Here is a 22,636-nt window from a genome sequence, read left to right as displayed (position 1 = left end):
CCGGGGGGTCAAAATTGGACGCCGATTGGGGGTCAATTTTGGATGCCGATTGACACCGGTCGGCACGGCAGTGGGCGCCAAGTTCAGCAAGCGCCTGGTCGATCGCGGCATCCACTTCGGAACCAGTGGCCCGCATCAGGGCGCGCATCAGCGGGGTTGCCAGGCGCTGCCCTTCCGACAGGCGTTGCGCAAGACGGGCGGGGCCGTGCGGATCCTCGTCGAGGGGCTGCCACGCCTCCCGCTCCTGCGCAATGAAGGGTTCCGACGCCTCCTTTCGCATTGGCAATGAGCCGGTCTCGTACATGATGCGGTTGCGTCCGCTCCGCTTGGCCTCGTAGAGGCGGATGTCGGCTTGCGCGTGGAGCTGGTCGAGAGTTTCTCCATCCTCGGGGCTGATGGCGATCCCCGCCGAGAAGGTCGGCTGGACGGGATCGGAGTTGCGCAGCGAGGGGGTGTCCGCTGCCCGTTGCGCCAGCCGCTCGGTCAGCTCCACCATGGTCCGCCGATCAAAGCCGGGGCAGAGCATCAGGAATTCTTCTCCGCCCACCCGGAAGGCGCGGGTGCCCTCCGGCATGGTCCTGATCATCGCCGTGGCGAAGTGGCTGAGCACCCGGTCCCCCACCGCGTGACCGAACCGGTCGTTGATCTGCTTGAAATGGTCCAGATCGATCAGGGCGATGCCAAGGGTGGCCTGCTGCGCCCGGGCGGTCTCGAAGGCAACCCGCAGGGCGCGACGGTTGCCAAGGCCGGTCAGCGGGTCGGAGAGCGCCAGCCGCTCGGCCGTCTCGCGCAGGCGGCTGATCTCGACAAGCTGGGTGCGGGATTGTCCCAAGGCCTCTTCGAGCCGCTCGGCGTTGCGATGAAGCTCGGTCGTATCGGTCATGATGGCCGCGGTCCCGAGGAGCGCGTTCCGCCCGCCGAGGGGAAGGCGCATGGGCAGCAGCCGGATGTCGAACATCCGGCCCTGGATCTCCATCCATCTCCGCTCGCTCATGCCCTTCTCGCCCTTCTCCAGCACCTCGCACAGCGTGGCCAGTGGCCCGGTCTTGCGCGGCTGCTCGCCGAGGACGAGGTCGGGCAGCAGCTTCCGTGCGGCCGGGTTCATTCCTGCGATGCGGCCTTGGCTGTCCAGAACCAGAACCGGATCGCTCAGGCTGAAGTAGATCAGGTCGCGCGCCAGGGTCGCGATGTCGAAGGATCGGTTGGCGTAGATCGCCCAGGTAAAGACCAGAAGGATGAAGGCGAAGGCGAAGGGGGTGGGGTCAAAGCCGAAGAGGGTTGTGCCCAGCGTGACATAGGCAAGATTGGCGGCCAGGGGCACCAGGGTGCCGAACATCATCATCATCAGGGTCGGCCGCATGATGGGGTTGGCCTGGAAGGCGGCCAGAATGGTGATGGCGACCGCTGACATAAGGAAGACGTAGAGCAGTGCTGCCGCAGCGTAGAACAGCGGCCCGTGCTCGAATATGCCGGAGGTCCGGCCATGCAGGATCCCGAGCCGTGTACCCGGCAGGTAGAACAGCCCGTGCCAAGGGTTGGTTGCGGCCATGAATGTCACAAGGCCCACAAGGCCTGCGATGAAGAAGGCCTCGGTCCGCAGGCTGCGCCTGCGCAGATCGAAGCAATAGTGTCTCAGAAAGAAGAACCAGCAGATGGGCACGAGGGCGATTGCGGGCCAGGCTGCGGTTGCAAAGGCAATCTTGCAGGAAAGGTCCGGGACTGCCAGTTCAAGGCTGGCCGCCCCCAGCCACCAGATCATGCCGAAGATGCAGGTCAGGAAATGCGCGCGGCCGAAGAAGCCGCCTTGGCGCAGGAGCCAGGAGGCGAGCAGCATGAAGCCGGCGAGCGTCGCCCCCATGACATAGACCGCGCTGTCGAGGCTGAGCCCGATGAAGCAGTGGGTGATGTCCATGGTGATCCGGCCGCCCTGGTTTCGGTGTCACGTTCTGCGGGACGCGAAGGTCGCGTGATATCTTTGCCGTGGCCGGCCTTGGGCCTGCCTGCAGTGCCTTCCTCAACCTGCCGAACCCTGACCGCCTGCCTTGTGCGGGCGGGGACGTCACGGATCCGGGAAGCTGATCACGTTCTTGCCGTGAGCCTTCGCCGCATAAAGGGCTTCGTCGGCGCTCTTCATCAGGCTGCGGGGTGTGGCATCGGGATCGAGGACGGCTGCCAGGCCGAAGCTTGCCGTCACGGCGACATGGGGAGCCTCGGCGAGCCGGATGGCCGCCAGCCGCCGGCGCAGGCGCTCCATGAGCGGCTCGGCTTCGGCCAGGGAGGTCCCGGGCAGGACGATGGCGAACTCGTCGCCTCCGACGCGGCCGAAGATGTCTGACCGACGGATGGTGCTGCGGGTACAGCGCCCGACGGACCTGAGAACCCGGTCGCCCGCGGGATGGCCATAGGTGTCGTTGAAGGCCTTGAAATCGTCGATGTCGAAGAGGACGAGCGTGAGTTCGCTGTTCGCGTTCCGGCGCTGCCGCATGGCGGTGGCAAATCGCTCCTCGAAGGCCCGCCGCATGCAGGCTCCCGTCAGCGCATCCTCGGCGACGGAGCGGCGCAGTTCCAGCCGCTCCATGATCAGATGGGCGAACCGGGCGAGCACCTCCTGTTCCCGAAGGCTGAATTCGCGCGGGACATGGTCCATGACGCAGATGGCCCCGAGATTGTGGCCATCCGGAGAGGCAAGGGGCGCACCGAGATAGGAGCGGATGTAAGGCGCGTCGGAGACGAGGAGGCTGGTGCGAAACCGCGGATCCTCGAGCGCATCGGGAATGGCCATCGGATCCTGCCCCTCGATCGTATGGGTGCAGAAGCTGCCAGTCCGCTCGGTCTCGCGCATCCCCAGGCCGATCTCGGACTTGAACCATTGCCGGTGGGTGTCGACGAAGGAGATGGCGACCATGGGCATGTCGAACACGCTCTGCACGGTCTGGGTGATCGTGTCGAATTCCCCTTCGGGCAGCGTGTCGAGGATCTGGTATTGCCGCAAGGCGGCAATCCGCTGGACCTCCTTGTCGACCGGCGGTCGCGACCGGCATGTGATGGAGCCCGGCTGCATCATGTCCTCATCCCTGCTCCGCTTGGGTAGGGCACGTCCAATATGCGGGGCAATCCTGCCAATCTGAGGGCAGTCCTTCTCCTCCGGAGGGGGCGGCTATCTTGTGGTGCATCCTTCGCCAGGACCTGCATCGCCCGCTCCTCGAAGGGGTCCTGCTGAAGCGTATGGATTTTTTGGGAAAAATCCGGTCGGAGCTTCCGGGAAGGAAGAAGACGGCCCTTCGGGGCCGCCTGTCTTCACAACTGCCGATTGCGGTTCGGCCAAGCCTCTGCTGCGTTCTGCCGCGGGGCGCATCCGGGGCTCATGACACACGGCTTCCGCCCTCCCGGGCCCTCTAGCGCGCCGAAGCCCTGAGACCATGACGGGTCTCCTCGGTGGCCAGCACATCATGCAGGGCCTGGAAGGCCGCATGGGCCGCCTGCCGCTTGCCCATGTTCATCAGCGCATAGGCGCGCAGGATGGCGAGATCGCGCCGCTCGAAGCCCGCAAGCTCCGCATAGGCATCGAAGAACGCCACTGCACGCTCGTACTTGCCCTGCTGATAGGCCCGCACCCCGCGCTGATCGAGGATCCAGAGCTCCACATCGAGACGCTGCTGGCGGGTCAGGTCTGTGGCGGCGGCCACCCGTGCGGCGCTGTCGGGCATGCCGAGCTTGAGCATCGCCAGTGCCTGACCGAACCGGGCATCGCGCTTCTGCTCGGCCGGGCCCGCGGCCTCGGCCCGCCGGAACAGCCCCAGGGCCTCGAGCGGCCGCTGCATGTCATAGGCACACCAGGCGCGCGTCAGGGCCTGGCCCGAGGTGGCTCCGGGGCTCGTGCTTGCCAGGCACTGGGCGGGATTGCGCGTGGCGCTGCGGGACAGGGGCGCCGCCTCGGAGGGGGAGCGGGAGCGGGAGGGAGTGGCTGCGGACGCAGGGCCTGCCCCGGCCGGTGCGAGGGCGGTCTTTGAGGCTGTCCGGGAGCCTGCCGACCGTGGGGCCGGTTGCGATTGCCCGTGTCCGGCCGCCAGCCGGGTTTCGAGACCGTCCCAGGCCGTGGCCTGCGCCGGGAACCGTCGCCGGGCCTCGCTGAAGAGCTGGGCCATCTGTTCGGGTGTGGCGAAGGCATCGGTCTTCTCCAGCGTCGCGGTCACATGATCCACGTCTCCGCAGGTCCGGACGATGCCCTGCATCAGCCGGAAGGCCTCCGGCGTGGCGCCCGCAGCCCGCTGCGCCTCGGCCAGCCGCCAGGGATTGTTGATCCGCTCGCAGCTCAGAAGGACCGGCCGCTCGGTGCTGACCTGGATGGCGCGCCCGAGATCGGCAGAGGCCAGCGCATGATCGAAGGTCGCCTGGGCCCGGGACAGCTCCAGAAGCTCGGTCATGTCCTTGGGCGGCGTCCAGCCGGGGTGGTTCAGGCGCGTCTCGCCGATCCGGGCGTCGGCGGCATCGAAGGCGCCTGACGCGATCAGCCGGTAGATCTCGTCGATCTCGACGGAGGGACCCGTGGTGCCCGCGACGCCGGTGAGCGGATCGGCGGGGGGCGCCCAGCCGGGAAACTGCACCCTGAGGCGGCGCAGTTCCGCCTCGTAGGAGATCGTGTCGTTCTGCGACCGGTAATAGCGCAGGGCGCGCAGATCATCTTCCGAAGGGGTCTGGGCCAGGCTCCATGAGGCCGGAAGGGCGAGGGCGAGCGCGAGGAGGAGGGCTGTGGCGCGGCCGGGCCGCGAAAAGATCAGACGGGGAGGCATTTGGGGAAGAACTCGGCTTGGGCGACCAGCGCCATCAGATGCAGTGTGGCAGGGAAATAGGGCTGCTCGGCGTCGAAATCCGGCATGCTCGCGCCGGCTGTTCCGGAGAGGACACAGTCGTTGAGGGCCACGAGCGCCCGGTAGCCAGCCTGGTCGCTGGTCTCCCGGACGTGGCCCGTACCCTCTTCGAAGACGGTCGGTGTGTCCCCCGTGACCAGGGCGGCCCGACGGTGGATCTCTCGGAAACGCGCCTGGGCGGGTGTGGCATTCATGCCCGACCAGCAGAGATAGAGCGGGATGCGCAGGGCATCATAGCCGCAGTTGGAGGAGAGACCGGGCGCGCCGGCAGGACCTTCGGGCGTGAGCCGAAGCCAGTCCGGCAGGAGGGTCGTGCCCGCGATCCCGTTGATCAGCTCCAGCCCGTCCCGCGCCGCCAGAACAAGGGCGGGAGCTTCGGCGAACATCCCCACCTCGCGCATCGCCCGTGGCATGCAGTAGGAGGGATTGAGCGTGACGCCCTCGTCACTGGTGAAGCCGTAGGCTGCCGGCAGCAGGTACCTGCGCTCCGACCCGTCCGGGTGGCCGGCCACACAGCCCTGCTCGAGCGCCTTGCCGATGATCCGGGCGCGGTCGTGAAACCCCGGCTCGTTCCAGAGGAGCCCGCCGTGGATCAGGGCCCAGGCATAGAAGAGATCGCCATCCGAGGCGTTGTTCTGGTCGGGGACGGGATCGCCGGTTTCCGGCAGGTAACGCCAGCTCAGGAGCCCGTCCTCGCGCAAGGCCAGGTTGCTCTCGGTCCAGGCGAAGATCCGGCGGAATGCCTCCTCGTCTCCGAAGACCACCGCCAGCCGAAGACCATATCCCTGGCCCTCGGAATGGCTCGCCCCGCTCTGGGGCGCGTCGATCACCCGCCCGTCCTCGTTCAGACACTGGCGCTTCCAGGCCTGCCAGGCCTGTTGCAGCGGATGGTCGGAAGGGAGGCTGAAGGTCGGTGCGCCTTGCGCCAGGGAGCGGAAGGGTCCCGCCGCTGCGAGGGAGACGGTGAGTGCCGTCATGAAGTTCCTGCGATTCATCCTTGCCTCTTGTCCCGGCCGCCCCGGATGGCCAGCCACGCCCCGATTGCCACGATCCACGACACTCCCAGCCCCGCCACCACGAGCAGCCCCGGTGCCCAGGAGACATAGGCTCCCACGATGGCGCGCAGGTTGGCCGGCCCGATCGGCTCGAGGAGCCGGGGCCAGACCTGGTCCGACCTCCAGCTCTGCCAGTGACCCTCGCGGTCCAGCAGCGCGACCTCGCCCTGTGGCCGGTCCGGAGAGACAAGGCTGTTTCGCACGTCCCTGAGCACCTCCTTCGGATCGGCCTCGGGCCCGAGCACGAGCCAGATGCTCCGGGGCTCCACCGTGCCGCCCAGAACCAGCATCGCGGCCGCCTTCCGTCCCTGCAGCCAGTCCTCCACCGATCCCTGGCCGGGCCCGAAGGCAAACCGCAGCCAGGTCATCATCTGGCCGGTGGTCGGCAACGTCAGCGCACCCTGTTCCAGTCGGCCCGCAGGCGGGTCGGGATCCGCCGGCTGTCCCCCGGCCGGCTGCAGCGTCGCCTGCAGCGCCATTTCCCGAAGATCCGGGCGGTCCTGCAGAAGCGGCGGCAGATGGGCGAGATCGATCACATGCAGCATGCGTCCCGGTTCCTGATCCGGATCCGCAGCTGCCCTCGTCCGGGTCAGGAGGTCCTGCAGGGCGGCCTGGAGCCCAAGCCCGTCGCCCGACACCCGCACGTCCGCATGCTCCACCCGGGCCAGCTCGCGCCCCAGGTCGGGCAGGACCATGCGCGGGGAGGCCGGAACCTGCAGCGTGGAGACCGGGCTGATCAGGAAGCGGTCCGCAGCGGCTCGCGAGCAGGGCTGATCGGGCCGCTCGCCCGGAAGAGCGACCTGGAATTCCAGGCTGTTGATCCCCGGCTGGAGCCTGCGCCCCTCGAACCGGATCTCCAGCGGATCCTCCGAGCCAGGCACGGTACCGTCGATCCGCACCAGCCGAACGGCCTCGCCATTGACCCGGACCACCATCTGGGATCCTGCGGGCAGTCCCGGCATGGCCGAATGGACGAGCGCCAGCGTGGCCGGCTCGTTTGTCAGGATGAGCCAGTCTTCCGGCAGCCGGAAGCGGATGGTGCGGGAGGACGAGATGTCTGAGCCGCTGAACGGTTCGAAACCGAGGCTCGAAAGGGTCTGGAGGGTGCCGGGCTCAAGCAACGGGATCGCCAGAGCGGGCGTGGGCTGCGGCGGCAGGAGATCGGCCAGCCGCCCCACATCCGCAAGCTGCCCCAGCGGATATTCGAACACCAGCACCACGGCGCCGTCTCCGCCACGGCGGACCTCGACATGGTTGCGGCCGGAGGCGAGGAAGGTCACCCGGGCGGGGGGAGGGGCCTGCTCACGCAGCTGATAGGGAGCCCGCAGCTCGACCGGCGGCAGGCGACCGCCGGCGGCGGCCCCCAGCACCCCGATGAGCCGGTCGAGCGTTCCGGCCTGGTCGATGAGCGTGGCCGCGTTGCGCCGGATGACGAGGGGCCGGCCGCTCCCCGCCATCGCGCGCAGGGCGGTGCGGAAATCTTCCATTCCCGGGGGCTGCCCGGCGTCCGCGTGAACCAGGAGCCCGCTCGCGGACAGGTCCCAGTCGCTCCAGAGTTGAAACCAGGCCTCCGGACTGCAGTAGATCCGGTGGAAGAGCTGCAGATCCAGCACGATCCGGTTCAGGCCGGGCTTGAGCAGGCCCGGGGGAAGGTGGAGCGTTTCGCTCGCAAATCCGTCGAAGGCCCGGGGGGCAAAGCGGCCTGCCTCGCGATCGTTGATGGTCACGGCGACGGAGGAAGCCTCCGGCAGGACGGCGATGCTGTTGCGGTAGCTCAACACAAGGGAGGCGGCTTCGCCGGACGTGGCCGCGAAGACCTCAAGGACGATCCGCCCTCGCGTTCCCTGCTGGCGCAGGATGCCGTCATGCGCCTCGTCCGGCGCGACCAGGATGAGCGGCGCACGACTGACGGGGGGCTCGGTTGGCGCGGATCCTTGGTCCGACGAGCCGGTGGCCTCGCTTCGCTGGCGCAAGGCCGGGTCTATCGGGCGCACCTTGTCGGGCAGCCCGGATTCCGCCGTATCGTCTCCTGTGGCCAGAGACGAACGCTCCTCGGCTCCCCCAAAGCGGATCACCTGGGCCTGAACGCCCGAGACCATCGCCAGGGAGCTGGCCAGAAGACAAACAGTTGCGATGCGCATGTCGGTCACCTGCCGGACAACTGAAGGGTGGCTCCGGGCACCTCTCTTGCCGCCGCCACAAGACCCACCTGGGGGACAGGCAGGACCGGGTTCTTTCCGTTCATCTGCGACTTCTGAACCTTGCCCTCCGGCTCCCGCGGAGGCGGGTCGTCGGGATCCTGCCCGAACGCCAGAATATGCGGTGCCGGCCCCTTTGCTTCGGAATCGGCCTCCTCAGGAGGGGCCGTCCAGGAGAGCCGGATCATGTCGAGAGAGGTGCGCGGGATCGTGGTCCCTGCCCGCCAGAAGACATAGGCCATGCCCGCCAGAAGCCCGCGTCCGGCAAGTGCGGATCGGCGGGTCTTCTCCCAAAGGCTGGAGTCGGAAAAGACGAGACAGGCCACCGCCTCGCGCACCGACGGATCCTGGTCGGGCAGGAAGCGCAGCCCGAGATACAGGTCGCTTCCCTCGGGTTGGAGGGAACGCACCTCACAGGAGATCCAGCGGCTCGCGCGCGGGACGTCCGGGATCTCCGGCTGGAAGGTGATGGTCTGCCCCGGCTTGAAGCGCAGCCGACGATGGGCGGCATCGGTCAGGCGCAGACGGGCGCCATAAGTCGATGCATCCACCACCTCGACCGGAACGGCTGCCTCGCCCTCGCCGGGATCAAGGCTGGCACGGACGCTCAGATCGACCCGCGGCGCCACCCGGCGTTGCCGCTTCTCGACCACGGCCCGGAGACTGAAGCCCGTGATCAGAAAGTTGAAGAGTGCCCAGCCCCCCACGATCATCACGACCTGCCGGTCGTCAGGCAGGAAAACCCAGCGCAGCCCTGCCGCGGCGACGCCCGCTGCCATCAGAAGGAACAGGGCCAGGAGCGGTCGGTAGATCGGCGAGAGGAAGCTGTCGGCCACGGTTTCGTCCTTGGCCGTCACCTGGAAGCGGAATCCTTTCGGTCGCAGCAGGGCTCCCAGCGTGGCACGGATCAGGTAGGGCGTCTGCGCGATCTCGTAGACCTCCGAGATCAGCGGCCAGCGCACGCTCGAAAAGAGCGCATTCTGCACGAGGAAACTGACCACCAGGTAGGTCAGCGTGTAGACGAGCGCCTCCTCGAAGGTTGCCACGAAAATCTGCAACCCGAAGAACAGATAGAGCAGGGGCGAGAGCAGGAAGATGAGCCGCACCACCGGGAAGAACCAGTAGCTCATCGAATTGTAGTAGCACAGGCGCTGCGCGAGGGTGAGGCCGGGGCGGAAGATCGGGTTCTTCAGCCGCAGGATCTGCATCATCCCCGCCGCCCATCGCCCGCGCTGCTGGATGAAGGAGGAGAAGGTCTCGGGCTGAAGCCCCGCGATCAGCGCACGGCCGATGTAGAGGCTGTTCCAGCCGCGCGCATGGATGTCGAGCGCGGTTTCGGCATCCTCCGTGATCGTCTGGCCGGAAAAGCCGCCCACCGCATTGAGCGCCGCGCGCCGCAGCAGCGCCGCCGACCCGCAGAAGAACGCCCCGTCCCAGCGGTCGAGCCCCTTCTGGATGAGCGCATAGAACATCTCGTTTTCCGCCGGGCAGCTCTCCGGCAGGTCGAGGTTGCGCTGGATCGGATCCTTGTTGATGAAGAAGTGTGGCGTCTGCACCAGGAAGAGCTTGGGATCCTTGACGAGGAAACCGATCGTCCGGGCCAGGAAATCGCTTGAAGGAATATGGTCGGCATCAAAGACCGCCACAAACTCGCCCTGGGTCCGGCCAAGCGCCGAGTTCAGGTTGCCGGCCTTGGCGCTCACGTTGCGCTCGCGCGTGAGATAGGTCACGCCCAGCCGCTCGCAGAGCTCCTGGAGCGCCTTGCGCCGGGCCTGGGCCGCCTCGGCCTCGGCCGGATCGGACGAGGTGCATTTCTGGTCGGTACCGCCGTCGTCGCAGAGCACGACATTGAGCAGGTGCGGCGGATAATGGATGTTTCTGGCTGCGGCGAGCGTCACCGAAAGCAGCTCGATCGGCTCGTTGTAAGAGGGAACGAGAATGTCGACCGTAGGCAGCCGATCGACCGGAACCATCTCGGGCATGCCGCGCTTCAACGGGTCCGCCAGCAGGAAGGCGTTGAGAAAGAACAGCAGGATCGCGTAGGTCTCGACCGCAAAGAGCATCCATGCTGCGGCAAGGGAGACCGGGTTGTCGCTCGAGGGCAGGGTCTCGAAGAGACGCCACATCCAGTAGCGCAGCACGACCGTACCCGCGGTCGCCAGCATCAGGAACCGCAGCGGCATGGAGCGCCAGGTGAAAGGCTTCAGGACGGCCACCAGCAGGATGGTGGTGACCCCGAAAAGCCCCTGTGCGAGCGTGTCCGAGGGAACGCTCAGGAGCATGATCAGGGGGATCGTGCCGAAAGCTACGGCCAGGATGAGCAGGCCGCGAAGGAGCCCGCGCCCCGTCAGGTTGGAGCGAGAGGACATGCGGACCCCTGGAATATGGGGGCCCGCCGCGGAGCCCGGTCCACGAGACACCAGCAGGCCGCCCGTGGCCCGTGAAATCTGATACGCAGGGCCGCAATCATGGCTGCGGACCTGCGAGAGGTGACAGCAGGATGCCCATTCCTCCCGCACCCGTTCCGCCTGCGGCGAGCATGCCTGAAATGCTGGCCGCCCCGATCGGAGCCAGCGCCGCCTCCAGATCTCCGTTCACACAGTTGCGCATCATGAGATCCACGGTGCGGGCGTTGGAGGGCAGCATGCGGGCCGCCGCGTCCATCCGCCGGAACGCCAGGACGCAGTAGAGACTGCCCTGCCGCATCTCGGTCCAGAACAGCGGCCCCAGCGGATCGGTACGGCTCCTCAGGTTGGTATCGGAAAGCCCGCGGAAGGGGCGGATCCGCTCATCCATGTCCGCCGAGAAGACCGAGGTCGAGAACCGGCCTGCGGCCGCGAAATCCTTGCGGGCCTTGAGCAGGATGAAATTGTCGCCGGGGGTGGTCGTGGCGTTGGGCAGGGCTATGAGCTGTTCCGGCCCGGTCTCTCCCTGGCGTTCGAGCGTCGTCTCCCCTGCCGCGATGCCCACCCAGCGGCGCTGGCTGGCCACGAGCCTGTATTCGGTGGTGGCCGATGGCATGGAGACGGAGACGACAGGCAGGTCGGCCTGGGAACAGGCTGACAGCAGGGCGGCAGCCATCAGGAAAGGAGCGATACGGCGTGACGGCTGCGCGGCGGCGCTCCGGATGAACTGCAGGATCCCTGACACGATATTGCCCGTTTCATGACTCCGATCTTCGCGCTGCCTGATGAACATCCCGCAGCGGTGACGCGGCTTATTCGAAGTAACTAAATACACTTTTTCGAAGGGATCAATCCGATCCAGATGTCGGGGGCCTGATCTTGTGGTCATGAATTGCAGGCCTGGCAGCAATCGGATGCGAAAAAAGATGATAAAACCGCAATAAAGATAGTGCGATCCGGGATCGGATCACCCCTGCGATAGGGCGGATCGGAATGATTTATCTTCCGATATATCCTTTTCCAGGCCGCACCTCCGCCGGCCGATTCCGCGCAAAGGGCCCGGCCAATACGGGCGTCATGTCGCCTTGATGCTCAAAATCCACCTGCCGAAAAAGCCGGAATGATCCGGAAGACGATCCAGTGCGCGCGGAACCGCTCAAGGCCGGGCCGCAACGGCCGGCACCTGCCGCACACCCCCTTTGCTTTCCCAACAGATGAACAGCAGGAACAGCAGGAACAGCCCAGATGCCTCCTTTCCATCCGGAACAACTGATGCTCTTTGCAACGGCAAGACACGAGCGCCATGCGGATCTCATTCATTTCCTGGAAGGGCAGCGGAGCATCGTGCTCTGCGCTGTCCGTCTGGAAACCGCCGTAGATGTCGCCGCCGAACGCCCTCGGGCCTTCACCACATTCTTCTGCGATCTCGACTCCTACGGCGGCAGATCCGCCATCCGCCCCCACCTGCAGCGTCTGCGCATTCGAAATCCCGGCCTGTGCGTGATTCTGATGTCGGATCACTTCACAGAAGAGGACGTGGAAGAAGAAGCGCCCGACTGGGACCGGTGTCTGCCCGCCAGCATCGCCTTCGGTCTGGTGGAGGGCGCCCTCGCCGAGGCGCGGCAGAAGGCGATCAGGCGGGGCATGCCTGGATCTTCCCGGTCGCTTCTCACAACCCGATCCGGCTCTTGATGCCGCGCCTCGGCGGCGGCGTGCCCGCGAAGGGCAGAGGATCATGGGTCCGCAGGCTGTCAGCCGCCCCGACAGCAGAAATCGAGTGAGTCGGAGGTGCCAAGGAGAGACGGCGGGCAGAGTTTCCGGGTGCGCCAACATGCGACAAGCGCGTTCCCACCGAGGGCGACCGATAAATCCTCAAAGGGAAGGTGATCTCGTCGGATGTGCAAACTCCGGGTTTTTACACAGCCTCGGCCCATGTTCTCCGGAGGGACCTTGATGAGCGCGGACCGGGCCGTCCGACGGGTCTCCTCCGGCGTAATACCAAGGATTGCTTTACGATTTCCGGTATATCTTCCGGCTGGGTAGAGTCCGATGGAAAAGCGTGTTGAATGCTGGCAGGACCAGGCCCAATGCGGAATTTCCGATTTGTGAACGTGGCTTTCGGCATCCGCCGGCCCACAGGATCGGCTGGTCCGGCCGGGGCCAGCGCCCGTGAGGGAGCGGTTCCGACCGAGAAGATGGGAAGATCGAACGGGCGCGTTTCAGGAGGACGACATGGGGGCCATCGACATCGATGCTCTCTCCCGGGAGGAACTGGAGGAACTGCAGACCAAGATCGACGTGGCGCTCGCGGCCCTCGAAAGGCGGCGCAGGCTGGATGCCCTGGCCGATCTGGCCAAGCGGGCCCGGGAACTGGGCTACACTCTGGGAGAGGTGACCGGAGTGAGCAAGACGCAGCCGCGGGCGAACCGCTACGCCAATCCTGCCAACCCCGACGAGTTCTGGTGTGGCCGCGGACGCAAACCGCGCTGGTTCGAACAGGCCATGGCCGCAGGCTGGGCGCCCGAGGAACTGCTCATCTGACGGCCGGCGGACCCCCACCTGTACAAAGGCTTCAATGGGGCCAATTCCGGCGATATTGCGTATCTCGCCGGCCTCATTGGTGATGCGCCCGTTTTTATTCCCGCCTTCGACAAGAGGTCAGCTCTGCTATATCCGGTAAAGCAATAACGATCTCTATCGCATTGGTTCAGGCCATGTTATTCCGGCATTCAAAAGTCGGCAAAGAGATGTGGCTCGCGGCGCAGCAACTCTCGGGCTTGCCTATTGCGCATTGAGCGGCAGATGCAACAAGTGACGACGCCGGGATGAAGTGGGCCATCTACCGCCCCGTCGCGACGTTCGCCACTACGCCGCTCCCGGCCGAGGTGAATTTCGAGGCCCCAAGGCCGCGGCCATGATGTACCGCACGCGGGAGCTGCTGGTCCGGCAGCGCAGGCAGACAATCAACGCGCGCCGCGCTCCCTTGATAGCCGATCACAGGTTGCATGACGCTGATCAGTCCTCGGTATCGTTGTCATCCGCTCCACCGAGAATGCCGCCTGCCTTCTTCTTGAGGTAAGAGTTCGCAACCGAGCCAATCTTCTTGCCCACGTTCTTCACGGAGTCTGGCACCTCAAGAAATGTCGCGATATCAGCGGCAAGCCGATTGGCATCTTCTTCATCGAGCCCCTGCAACTCGGTTTGGAGCCTATCGGCGATGCGCCCCCTGAATTGATCTTCGTTGCGGTCATGCAGAGACTTGTACTCAGACAGTCTGCCGTTCACATAGGCGTGAACCGAAAGTTCAAGCAACACAAGGCGGTCCAACTGGGCTCGGCCATCGGAGGAGAACAACTGCTCAAGCTGTTCGTTATGTTTGCGGAGTGCGTCGAGTGCATCGTCGTCGGCCATGGAACCCTCCGTGAAAGATGTCGACCCATCGAAGATGATCCTAACCGAAGTCCGGTCATTGGAACAGATTAAGCTGCCGTCTCCGCATTTTCCGGGTACATCCAGACAACTCCGATGACGGATGGCCGCAAGAGCCATCCGTCGTCGGGACAAGAGGAATCTTCCGCTCACTGGCCGCGGGTCGCGTTCCGCGATCCGCCGGGCAGGGGCAGCGAGGGACCCGACAGAAGGCCCTCGGGCAGGATGTCCGCCGTCAGCTTCGGAAGGATGCCGAGGTCCGGCATGGGATGGCGCTCGACCCTGGCCAGCGCCTGGATCGTGCGGGCGATCTGGGCGTCGCTGTGGTGCGAGAAATCGAAAAGACTGCAAAGCACGTCGCGGCCGAGGCCGTCGGGCAGGCGGTCGTCGAGCAGCGCACGACGGGCATCCGCCGCCGCGCGGAAGGCCCGGACCTGTTCCGGGGCGTCAGGACGGGCCAGCATCCGATCAAGGCCGGGTCCGGCCATGGCGGCGAGAACCGAGGCCATGAAGGCGCGCGTTCCTGCGGCGCTCTCGAAGAGGCCTGCTCCCTTCAGCTTGGCGCGGTAGGTCTGCACGGTCTTGGCCGGGGTATCGTAGTGGGTGAGGTGGCGGGCCGCTGCGATGCAGGCGTGGAGGAGAGCGTCCCGCGCCTGGCCGCGGGCCGCGAGCCCGCAACGCTCGAACTGCAGCAGCAGGGCGATGCCGCGCAGGCTGCTCCGTGCGATACGCCGCGCATGGGGAGGATCGGGGATCGTCGAGACCCTCCCGTCCGGCATCATGGTCCGGCTCAGGGTCCGGATCCGCGGCAGCTGACTGATGGCGCCGAGGAGCCTCCCGGAGGGAAGCACGCCATCCTTTAGGCCGAGGAGGAGAGGCGTCGCCCCCCGCTCAGGTTCCCCGACATGAAGCGCGTTCAGGAGCAGCAGAAGCGCGTCCGAAAGCCCGTCCCCGAGGGTGGCGATACCCGACAGAACAGCGCTCGAGCCTCCGCCCATCTCCCTTGCGTCCTGTGCCGCCGCGGCACCGGAACCTTCGAGGACCGATCGGCCGCCGCCGTGGCCCTTCATCATAAGAAGCCGCCGTTCGGCGGGCGAGGCTCCGGGAAAGGCATGACTGGCCGGTCCGCCTGCTCGGCTTGTCAGGGATCGGAGCTTCGGCGATCCGGCGCTTTGCGGTCCCGTCCTGATCTCTTCCACGGCGGCCTGTCCTTTTTCCGGGCGGATCATACATAGCGGTCGGACCGGTAAAGCGGGATCCGTGCAGAAGGATGGGTGCTCCCCTCTGCCGGAGGCATGGCGCCGGCATCACCCCGCCACCGGCCCCGAGCCTGCGGTTTGCCGCTCTGCCGGTTTGCTTCTTCCTCTTCCTGTTCTGTTCCGAAACCCGTCCGAAACATCGGAGCCGATTTCAAACCGCCAGATCGGCAAACGGTCGAGGCGGGGTCTGCAAGGGTCAGGGCCCGCAGCCGCCCGGCGTGCGGCGCCGTTCCCTCCCGGCGCCCCCGCTGGCGCTCTGCCGGTTTGCTTCTTCCTCTTCCTGTTCTGTTTCCGAAACCCGTCCGAAACATCGGAGCCGATTTCAAACCGCCAGATCGGCAAACGGTCGAGGCGGGGTCTGCAAGGGTCAGGGCCCGCAGCCGCCCGGCGTGCGGCGCCGTTCTCTCCCGGCACCCCCGCAGGCGCTCTGCCGGTTTGCTTCTTCCTCTTCCTGTCCTGTTTCCGAAACCCGTCCGAAACATCCGAGCTTTTTCAAACCGCCAGATCGGCAAAGCGGCGCCCGCCCCATGCACATCTTCTTTCACAAATCAAGCCTTTCTGTTCCGCCACTGGCGGAGGCGAAGCGTCTCCCGATCCCGGCGAGCTTCCGGTGGCCAATCGCAACCACCGAGGACAGGATGTTCCAACTGACGAAACTGACGGCGACCCAGCCGACCGAACAGGCAAAACGGTTCGAGCGCGAGGAGAACGAGCTCAGGAAGACCACCTGCGCCGCCCTGATCCGGGGCCGCATCGAGACGATCACGCTCGAGCGTCCCGAAGATCTGATCCCGATCCTCTCGGGGCTGACTACGGCGCAATCCCTCGTCCTCGGCGTGCCCTGCGACGAGAGCGCCACGCAGATCGTCACCCGGAAGATGATGCTCACGCAGGGCCGCCCGGGCTCCATCGCCCGCACCACCGAGGGCTTCCACTACGCGGCTGCCGGGGGCTTCCTGTTCATCGACCACGACGGGCTGCCCGATGGCCGCTGCCTCACGCGCGAGGAGCTGCTCGAGCTGCTCTACGAGGCGGTGCCCGAACTCCGGGGCGTGAAGATCATCGCGCTCCCCTCCTCCTCCTCGCACATCTGCCGCACCGATACGGGGGAAGACCTGACCGGATCCCGCGGCCTCCATCTCCACATTCCGCTGCTCGATGCCCGCGACATCCCGCGGGTGGGGATGATCCTCGCCTTCCGGCTCTGGCTCGCGGGCCATGGTCATGTCCGTGTGGCGCGAAACGGCAACCGGCTCCTGCGCTGCCCCGTCGACACCTCGGTCTGGCAGCCGAACCGGATCGTCTTCGCGGCAGGGGCCATCTGCGGGCCAGGGCTCGAGCAGCGCCGCGGCGATCCGGTGCTGGTCAATCCGGAAGGTGCGGACGCCTGGGACAGCCGGGCGACGCTGCCCGACCCCGATGCGGCCACGGAGGAACTGGTCAAGGCGGCGCAGGAGCATGCCCGCGCCCAGGCCCGGCAGGCCGCGGAGGAGGCGCGCGAGACCTGGCTTGCAACGGAGCGCCCGGCCCTGCTGCGCAAGCTCGGGGCGGATCCCGCCGCCCGTGAGGAGGAGGAGGCACTGATCCGGGCGGTCGAGAAGCACATCCTCGGCCCCGAACTCGTCCTCTTCGTGAAGCGCTCCGGCGAACCGAAGTTCTCGCCGGTCCCGGTCGCGGCGGTCCTCGCCGATCGCATCGGCTATCACCGCGCGATCACCCTCGATCCGGTCGAGCCCGACTACAATGGCCAGGCCGCCGTGGGATGCCTGTTTCTCGATGGCCGTACGCCGGTCCTGCATTCGATGGCGCATGGCGGGGCGACTTACCGGCTCGAAGCGGCCCTCCAGATCATCGAGGTCCATCCCGGCCAGATGCGGAAGGCGACCGAGGCCGTCCTGGCCTGCATGCGGGCCGACGGCCGCTTCTTCGACTGCGGCGGCGTCCTCGTCACCGTCCATGCAGGCCAGCTGCAGGTCATCGACGAACATATGCTCGAGCTCATGCTCGGCGATCTGCGCTTCCTGAGGCCCGACGCCAAGGGTCATCTGAAGCCGATCGATCCGCCGGTGCGCCTGCTGCGGCAGATCCTGAGCCTCGGCGCGCAGCGCAGGCTCAATCCGCTGACCGCCGTCCTCAACCGCCCCATCCTGAACGCCGAGGGCAAGCTCCTCGACCGGCCAGGCTATCATGCCGCGGAGGGGCTCTATCTCGATTTCGAGGTCGAGGACTGGCCGGCGATCCCCGACAGCCTCTCCGATGAGGAGGCCCGGGCGGCTCTCGACGTCATCTGGACCCCGTTTCGGGACTTCCCCCTCGTCGATGCCGCCTCGCGCGGCGCCCTCCTCGCCGGGATCCTGACGGCGATCCTGCGAGCAGTCCTGCAGACCGCGCCGATGTTCGTGGGCGATGCCCCGGTCATGGGAACGGGCAAGACCAGCTCGATCGAGACGGTGGCCAGCATCGGGGCCGGGCGGGCGGTCAGCGTCAGCGCACCGATGCCGGAGAACGATCCCTCCGAAATGCGCAAGCTCCTGACCAGCGCCGCGCTGGGATCCGAGGGAAGCCTCATCTTCGACAACTGCACCGGCACCCTGTCCTCGGCGCCCCTGAGCGCCTTCCTGACCTCCGAGGCCTGGTCGGACCGGCTGCTCGGTGCCAACATCCTGCGGGACGGTCTTCCCACCCGGATCCTCGTCGGCGCGACCGGCACCAACATCGCGCTTGACGGCGAACTGCAGCGCCGGGCGCTGCGCTGGCGCATCGATGCCCGGGTCGAGCAGCCCGGCGAAAGGCGCTTCGCGTTCTGCCCGAAGGAACTCGCGCTCAAGATGCACAAGGACATCGTCTGCGCGGCCCTGGCCTTCGTGCGGGCTTCCCTGGCGGCGGACCTCCCGGCGCCGCCCTTCCGCTTCGCCTCCTTCACCGCCTGGGACCGGCTCGTGCGCACCGCCGTGCGCCATGCCGAGGCGCTCTCGAACGGCTGGTTCGCCGACCCGGTGCCCGGAACAATGCGCGCGCTGCATGAGACCGACGATGCGATTCATCTCCACGACCTTCTCTGCGCCCTTCAGGAGCGTTTCGGTGCCCTCCCCTTCTCGGCACGGGATCTTTACGAGGGGATGGAGGCCGGCCATGCCGGCCATCTTGCCGACCTTCTCGCCGGCCTCACCCAGCGCTCCGAACGGCTCTCCTCGAAGAGCATCGGACGCTACCTGAGCCAGTACTGCGACCGGCCCTGTGGCGATCTCGTGCTGCGCGCCCGCCGCGGCGGCAAGGCGCTGACCTTCGTCGTGGCGGAGTGGATTCCGCCGGCGGCGCCTCCGGAGGAGGCCCCGCCCGCTGCCTCGGAGGTGCAACCCTTGCCCGTGGACATTTTCGGACTCGAGTTCACCTGGCAGGGCGAGCGTTTCCGCGCCCTCGCCCTCGATCGTCAGCAGCCCCTCCCGATCCTCGCCTGCTCCCTCGCCCGGGGCACGAGCCGGCGTTTCGCCGAAAGAACGCTCCACGACGCCCTCGAGCAGGAGACGCGCGGCCGGGCCGCGTGATCTCCCCTTCCCCCGGACCGGCCGCATCGTGCCGGGGGAAGGAAATGCGGGAGCCGGGGCTGCCGGAGGCCGGGGCGAGAACCGAGCCGAGACTGCGGATGAGCCTTGCCCGCATCCAGGCCCGCCGCGAAAGAACGCGCGCGGTTCCGAGGCTCTCCGGTTTGGAGGCTCGGGATGCGTGGCCCCGTGTCGGCATGGCCTGACGCCGAACACCACTGGGTTGCCCGCCGCCTACGAAGATGGAAGCACAATCTTGCTGCCCCGTGCCCGGGCCATGGTCTTCCCGACCGGCGTCTCGGGCGCTCTCTACAGCCCCACCGTCTTACCCCGAATGTCACCGAAGCGACGTGTTCATGAAACTCGCTCCCACCTGCCGATGATGTCTGGCTCTACGGGACGCACCGCATGGCCGGCACGAAAAGTTCAAAAGTCGGCGGAAAGATAACGGTGCCCCCCCCGAGGCCGCCCGTTCTCGGTCCCACCGTTGCGGAACCGCCGGGAACTTCGTAGGCAGGTCTCGAACAGGTCTTGTCGACCCGGTGGTTGGGCCTCGGCAGACCTGCTGCGCGATGGAAAGGACAGGCATGCCTCTCGCCCCCGAGCGCCAGAAGGAACAGTGGAAGGTCTATACGCGGGGCCGCCGCGAGGCCCTGCGGCGGTCGATCTCATGCAGCTCTCCGTCTGGGTCCCCAGGGAGGCCCGCGACGCGGTTCTGGCCCTGTTGCAGCCCCATACGGATCGGGCGCGGCTGATCTCCCTGCTGGCGGGGGTCACGCCCTACGACCGCGCCCTGGCACTTGGCCTGCTGCAGGCGCTTGGGGACCCTCTCACCATCGAGGAGGTCGAGGCGATCGTCGAGTTCCGTCGCGACGGCCGGCGGGCGGAGGAGGCGCAGGCGGCCGTCATCCGCCACCGGCTGCCACCCGCCCTCGCCGAACCGCCCCGCTAGCCCGGGGCAGGCAGGGACGAACCCGGAAACAGATCCCGTTCCGGCTCATATCTCCCGCACATCCTCGAGTTCGTCGAGGAGGAGCGCTTCCTCCTCCAGAGACATGTCTCCGATCCGTCCTCCGGTACCGCTGTCGGAGAGACCGCAGAGGTGCTCGAACTGCGCAACCGTCATGAGCACGAAGCGGGGTTTGCCATGGTCGGTGAGACTGACCGGGCCGGCGGCCGCGGCGGCCAGAACGTCCCCCACCCTGCGGGAGAGGGCGGTTTTCGGGAAATCTTTCAGGAGTCTGACGGGAGGCATGAGCACCGTTCCTTTCGCATGATCGCAAATTACGTAATTTGCGTCAGACCTCCAGCCGAAACGCCTGTTCCTCCGTCAGCACATGGCAAAGGGCTATCTGGAGATTAGTCTTGCGGTGGTGTGAAGGTCGGGGCCGGACAGGCCCGAAGGCATCCGCCTGGCGCAGGGCTGCGCGGGGAGCTTCTGCGCCCGGGCAAACAGGCACCCGGATCCGGTCTGGTCGCCCGAGGTGCTGGAGGGATGACGGAAGGACTGGAGGGATGACGGAAGGATGGGCTCACCCCCTCCTTATAGACATGTCTCAGAAATGTCTTAACGCAGCGAGGCCCTGGCGCTACATTCATCCCGTCCACCGCCGGATAGGCGGAGACCGCGCGAGAGAAGAAGTTGGTCCTCGTACCCCTTGAGGGGTTGCGAATTAGGAGAGGCAACTCTTCGGATTTCCGTCTTCTCTCGCGCACCCCAGCCAGATCACGCAAGCGGCAAAGCCCCGGCCGATCCGTCAATCCTCGTACCCTGAAAAGCCGGAACCTTCCGGCCCGACGACGCGGGGCCCTTCATGAGGGCCGACATCATCCAGCGTGGGGAGCCGGGCGATGACCGTCCGGGGGCGCCTGTCAAGCCACGGAGATGGCGGCGACGCACCGGAACGCGATCCTGCCTGTTCCGCCAGCGGCAATCTCCGTCACCGGCAGGGTCTACCCGCATCCCTCCAGGGCTCGGCCTCGTGAGGAAGGTGCGGGCGGGGGGCATACGGTCCGGGGAATGCGTGGGGGATGACGGCTCCGACCTCCCGGTTGCGCGGGCTGCGGCCCGCGGGGATGGCATTCCCGGGATCCAGATCCGCAAGCGTTGCAAGAGCGCGGTCCGCTTGTCCGGGAGCCCGCGCGGCTTGCCTCCCACGCCTCTCCAGCCGATGCGACGGCAGGGCCGCCCCGAAGCTCGCGCTCCTTCGAGCGGGGGCTGCCGCGCGCCCTCCGGCCGCCTGGATCCCCCGGCCCGGGGCGGGGGGGCAGGCGGCCGAGCCTTCGGGATGGGTGGACCCGTTTTCCGTAAGGTGCGAGCGGCAAGAGCGGCGGCCCGGGAAACCGCAGACAGGTGCCTGTCGTGGCGGCGCGCGCGGCAGGCCTGCCTCATGCGGCCCGGGGACCTGCGGGCATCCCGACGATCCGACAGTCCACCGACCGTCGCCGCCTCCAGGCTTCAGGCGCCCGCCCGGTCCTTCAGGGCGAGAGCCTGCTGATGAGGGCGTTGAGGCCCGCGGTCGGTCCCGTCACCGCCGCGATGCGCCCCAACAGTGTCAGCGCCGCCGCCCGCTCCTCGGCGGTCATCGGGGGCAGGCCCCCCGCCGCTTCCACCCGGGCCGCATAATCCTCGAGAATGGCCGCCACTGCCGTGATGGCCTCCTGGCTTCCCGGTTCGGCAGAGGCCAGGGCGGCGGCGAGCTGGGGGGTGCTCACGAGGGCCGAGATGGTCTCGATCTGCACGGGCGAGGGGGCGAAGACCTCCGGAAGCGGCTCGGGAGGGGCGGTCACCACCGTCTGGCCGGCCCAGCCGGCCAGGGGAGGGAGGGTGAGAAGAAGCGCGGCTGCGGTCCGTTTCAGCATGTCATCCTCCCAGCCCGAAGGCATTCCTGAGCGCGAAGGACAGCGACAGCGTGGCGCGCCGGCTGTCCTCCTCGTCAAAGACATCGTTGCAGGTCAGCGACACCGAGACCCCCTTCACGCCCGGGACCTTCACGCCCAGGCCGATGTTGGCATAGTCGCCGCTGTAGGAAATGCTGGCGCCAAGATGCTCGGTCAGCCCGAGGCCGAAGCCCGCGATGAGGCCGGGATCATCGTCACGCGCATGCGATCCCACGCCCAGCGTCACCATGTAGGGCTTGCCCCAGCTGCCGCCGAGACGGCCGAACTTCGTGAGCGCCACGGTGGTTTCGACAGAATTGTCCGAAGCGTCTCCCCAGGTTGCGACATTGTCGAACCCGATGGCCGCATGGAGATTGAGGTCCGGATCGCCGATCCTGCGGCCGAACTTGAGCGACAGGAAGCCCGAGTCGCCGAAGTCGCGGTCCTCCACCGAGGTGACGTTCAGGCTGGCCTGCATGCCGATCCCGGTGGCGGCATCGCCGAAGCCCGCGCCGAAGCTGAGCGAGCCATCGACATCGTCCCCGCCCGTGTCCACGCGCTTGTCCGTCCCGGAGATGGACCCGAAAATGGTCCCGCCCGGGGCGACGGTGCCCGAGCCGATGCCCTGCATGGTCACGTTCGCCGACGGGCGCGAGGCGGCGTCAAGGGCCTGAAGGAGCCCCAGGAGGTCCTGCTGGGCGGCGCCCTGGGCGAGGGCGGTTGAGGGCAGGAGAGCCGAGGCTGCGACCAGCGCCCATCCTCGCAGACCTCCGACTGATACTGTTTCTGCCACCGTGTCACTCCTGGGGGTTGAGGGGGTCATGCGCGGGGAGGCGAGCGGGTCTGCCGTCGGCCCGGGCTCTCTTGTCGGCCCCGATCGGGGCTGCATCCATCCCGTACCTGGGCCGCGACCGACCCATCCTCTGCAGCCGGGGGCGGATGTGCCCCCGGTCCCGCTCCGGGCGTTGATCGGATGGAATGCCGCAAGGTCGGTCAAGTC

16 protein-coding genes are annotated in these 22,636 nt (G+C 67.1%); 4 read left to right on the top strand and 12 right to left on the bottom strand.

Annotated features, from left to right (window positions below; genetic code table 11):
* From FG154_RS14535 to FG154_RS14505, 7 genes are all read right to left on the bottom strand, one after another.
* Positions 1-1,912, bottom strand: a 1,912-nt coding sequence (locus tag FG154_RS14535; RefSeq protein ID WP_145109359.1) for a histidine kinase N-terminal 7TM domain-containing diguanylate cyclase, incomplete at its 3' end; no start/stop codon positions are given.
* A 147-nt stretch (positions 1,913-2,059) separates the two neighbouring features.
* Positions 2,060-3,061, bottom strand: a complete 1,002-nt coding sequence (locus FG154_RS14530; RefSeq protein ID WP_145109367.1) for a GGDEF domain-containing protein — start codon at positions 3,059-3,061, stop codon at positions 2,060-2,062.
* Positions 3,062-3,395: 334 nt separating this feature from the next.
* Positions 3,396-4,790 carry a tetratricopeptide repeat protein gene (locus tag FG154_RS14525; protein ID WP_108222298.1) on the bottom strand — a complete coding sequence of 465 codons (1,395 nt, stop codon included), beginning with the start codon at positions 4,788-4,790 and terminating at the stop codon, positions 3,396-3,398.
* Positions 4,775-5,863, bottom strand: a complete 1,089-nt coding sequence (locus tag FG154_RS14520; RefSeq protein WP_108222299.1) for a family 8 glycosyl hydrolase — start codon at positions 5,861-5,863, stop codon at positions 4,775-4,777. Before FG154_RS14520 ends, FG154_RS14525 begins: the two co-directional genes overlap by 16 nt.
* Entirely contained in the window at positions 5,860-8,064 is a 2,205-nt protein-coding gene (locus FG154_RS14515; protein WP_145109356.1) for a cellulose biosynthesis cyclic di-GMP-binding regulatory protein BcsB, read from the bottom strand. Before FG154_RS14515 ends, FG154_RS14520 begins: the two co-directional genes overlap by 4 nt.
* Positions 8,065-8,069: 5 nt before the next feature.
* Complete coding sequence (gene bcsA, locus FG154_RS14510) at positions 8,070-10,490, bottom strand: UDP-forming cellulose synthase catalytic subunit (RefSeq protein WP_145109353.1); 2,421 nt, start codon at positions 10,488-10,490, stop codon at positions 8,070-8,072.
* A gap of 97 nt (positions 10,491-10,587) precedes the next feature.
* A complete protein-coding gene (locus tag FG154_RS14505; protein ID WP_145109350.1) occupies positions 10,588-11,415 on the bottom strand; it encodes a hypothetical protein in 828 nt (275 codons plus the stop codon).
* Positions 11,416-11,771: 356 nt separating this feature from the next.
* Between FG154_RS14505 and FG154_RS14500 the strand changes: the two genes are divergently transcribed.
* Entirely contained in the window at positions 11,772-12,218 is a 447-nt protein-coding gene (locus tag FG154_RS14500) for a hypothetical protein (protein WP_145109347.1), read from the top strand.
* Positions 12,219-12,758: 540 nt separating this feature from the next.
* Positions 12,759-13,067 carry an H-NS histone family protein gene (locus tag FG154_RS14495; protein WP_108222303.1) on the top strand — a complete coding sequence of 103 codons (309 nt, stop codon included), beginning with the start codon at positions 12,759-12,761 and terminating at the stop codon, positions 13,065-13,067.
* Between the two features lie 474 nt (positions 13,068-13,541).
* Here the strand turns inward: FG154_RS14495 and FG154_RS14485 are convergent, their stop codons facing one another.
* Together FG154_RS14485 and FG154_RS14480 are read right to left on the bottom strand one after the other, a co-directional pair.
* Positions 13,542-13,937, bottom strand: coding sequence for a hypothetical protein (locus tag FG154_RS14485; RefSeq protein WP_145109344.1), 396 nt, complete (start codon positions 13,935-13,937; stop codon positions 13,542-13,544).
* A 167-nt stretch (positions 13,938-14,104) separates the two neighbouring features.
* Positions 14,105-14,953: a hypothetical protein gene (locus tag FG154_RS14480; RefSeq protein WP_145109339.1), complete on the bottom strand. Its 849-nt coding sequence runs from the start codon at positions 14,951-14,953 to the stop codon at positions 14,105-14,107.
* 899 nt (positions 14,954-15,852) lie between these two features.
* On the opposite strand from FG154_RS14480, the gene FG154_RS14475 reads away from it, so the two are divergent.
* Positions 15,853-18,759: a hypothetical protein gene (locus FG154_RS14475; RefSeq protein ID WP_246100309.1), complete on the top strand. Its 2,907-nt coding sequence runs from the start codon at positions 15,853-15,855 to the stop codon at positions 18,757-18,759.
* Positions 18,760-19,426: 667 nt separating this feature from the next.
* Positions 19,427-19,708: a hypothetical protein gene (locus FG154_RS14470; protein WP_145109336.1), complete on the top strand. Its 282-nt coding sequence runs from the start codon at positions 19,427-19,429 to the stop codon at positions 19,706-19,708.
* Between the two features lie 45 nt (positions 19,709-19,753).
* Here FG154_RS14470 and FG154_RS14465 read toward each other — a convergent pair whose 3' ends face one another.
* The 3 genes from FG154_RS14465 to FG154_RS14455 form a co-directional block, all read right to left on the bottom strand.
* A complete protein-coding gene (locus tag FG154_RS14465; protein WP_145109334.1) occupies positions 19,754-20,011 on the bottom strand; it encodes a type II toxin-antitoxin system prevent-host-death family antitoxin in 258 nt (85 codons plus the stop codon).
* Positions 20,012-21,234: 1,223 nt separating this feature from the next.
* On the bottom strand, positions 21,235-21,618 hold the full coding sequence (locus FG154_RS14460) for a hypothetical protein (RefSeq protein ID WP_244908352.1): 384 nt from the start codon (positions 21,616-21,618) through the stop codon (positions 21,235-21,237).
* Position 21,619: 1 nt separating this feature from the next.
* Positions 21,620-22,429, bottom strand: coding sequence for a hypothetical protein (locus FG154_RS14455; RefSeq protein WP_145109331.1), 810 nt, complete (start codon positions 22,427-22,429; stop codon positions 21,620-21,622).
* Positions 22,430-22,636: the final 207 nt, after the last annotated feature.

The sequence above is a fragment of the Cereibacter sediminicola genome (assembly GCF_007668225.1).
Lineage (GTDB): Bacteria > Pseudomonadota > Alphaproteobacteria > Rhodobacterales > Rhodobacteraceae > Cereibacter_A > Cereibacter_A azotoformans.
This window is presented reverse-complemented; position numbering and strand designations above follow the sequence as displayed.

Coding starts and splice junctions, on each gene's coding strand:
- FG154_RS14530 (WP_145109367.1), bottom strand. CDS start 3,061: ATGCAGCCGGGCTCCATCACATGCCGGTCGCGACCGCCGGTCGACAAG.
- FG154_RS14525 (WP_108222298.1), bottom strand. CDS start 4,790: ATGCCTCCCCGTCTGATCTTTTCGCGGCCCGGCCGCGCCACAGCCCTC.
- FG154_RS14520 (WP_108222299.1), bottom strand. CDS start 5,863: ATGAATCGCAGGAACTTCATGACGGCACTCACCGTCTCCCTCGCAGCG.
- FG154_RS14515 (WP_145109356.1), bottom strand. CDS start 8,064: ATGCGCATCGCAACTGTTTGTCTTCTGGCCAGCTCCCTGGCGATGGTC.
- bcsA (WP_145109353.1), bottom strand. CDS start 10,490: ATGTCCTCTCGCTCCAACCTGACGGGGCGCGGGCTCCTTCGCGGCCTG.
- FG154_RS14505 (WP_145109350.1), bottom strand. CDS start 11,415: ATGACCACAAGATCAGGCCCCCGACATCTGGATCGGATTGATCCCTTC.
- FG154_RS14500 (WP_145109347.1), top strand. CDS start 11,772: ATGCCTCCTTTCCATCCGGAACAACTGATGCTCTTTGCAACGGCAAGA.
- FG154_RS14495 (WP_108222303.1), top strand. CDS start 12,759: ATGGGGGCCATCGACATCGATGCTCTCTCCCGGGAGGAACTGGAGGAA.
- FG154_RS14485 (WP_145109344.1), bottom strand. CDS start 13,937: ATGGCCGACGACGATGCACTCGACGCACTCCGCAAACATAACGAACAG.
- FG154_RS14480 (WP_145109339.1), bottom strand. CDS start 14,953: ATGGGCGGAGGCTCGAGCGCTGTTCTGTCGGGTATCGCCACCCTCGGG.
- FG154_RS14475 (WP_246100309.1), top strand. CDS start 15,853: ATGTTCCAACTGACGAAACTGACGGCGACCCAGCCGACCGAACAGGCA.
- FG154_RS14470 (WP_145109336.1), top strand. CDS start 19,427: ATGCAGCTCTCCGTCTGGGTCCCCAGGGAGGCCCGCGACGCGGTTCTG.
- FG154_RS14465 (WP_145109334.1), bottom strand. CDS start 20,011: ATGCCTCCCGTCAGACTCCTGAAAGATTTCCCGAAAACCGCCCTCTCC.
- FG154_RS14460 (WP_244908352.1), bottom strand. CDS start 21,618: ATGCTGAAACGGACCGCAGCCGCGCTTCTTCTCACCCTCCCTCCCCTG.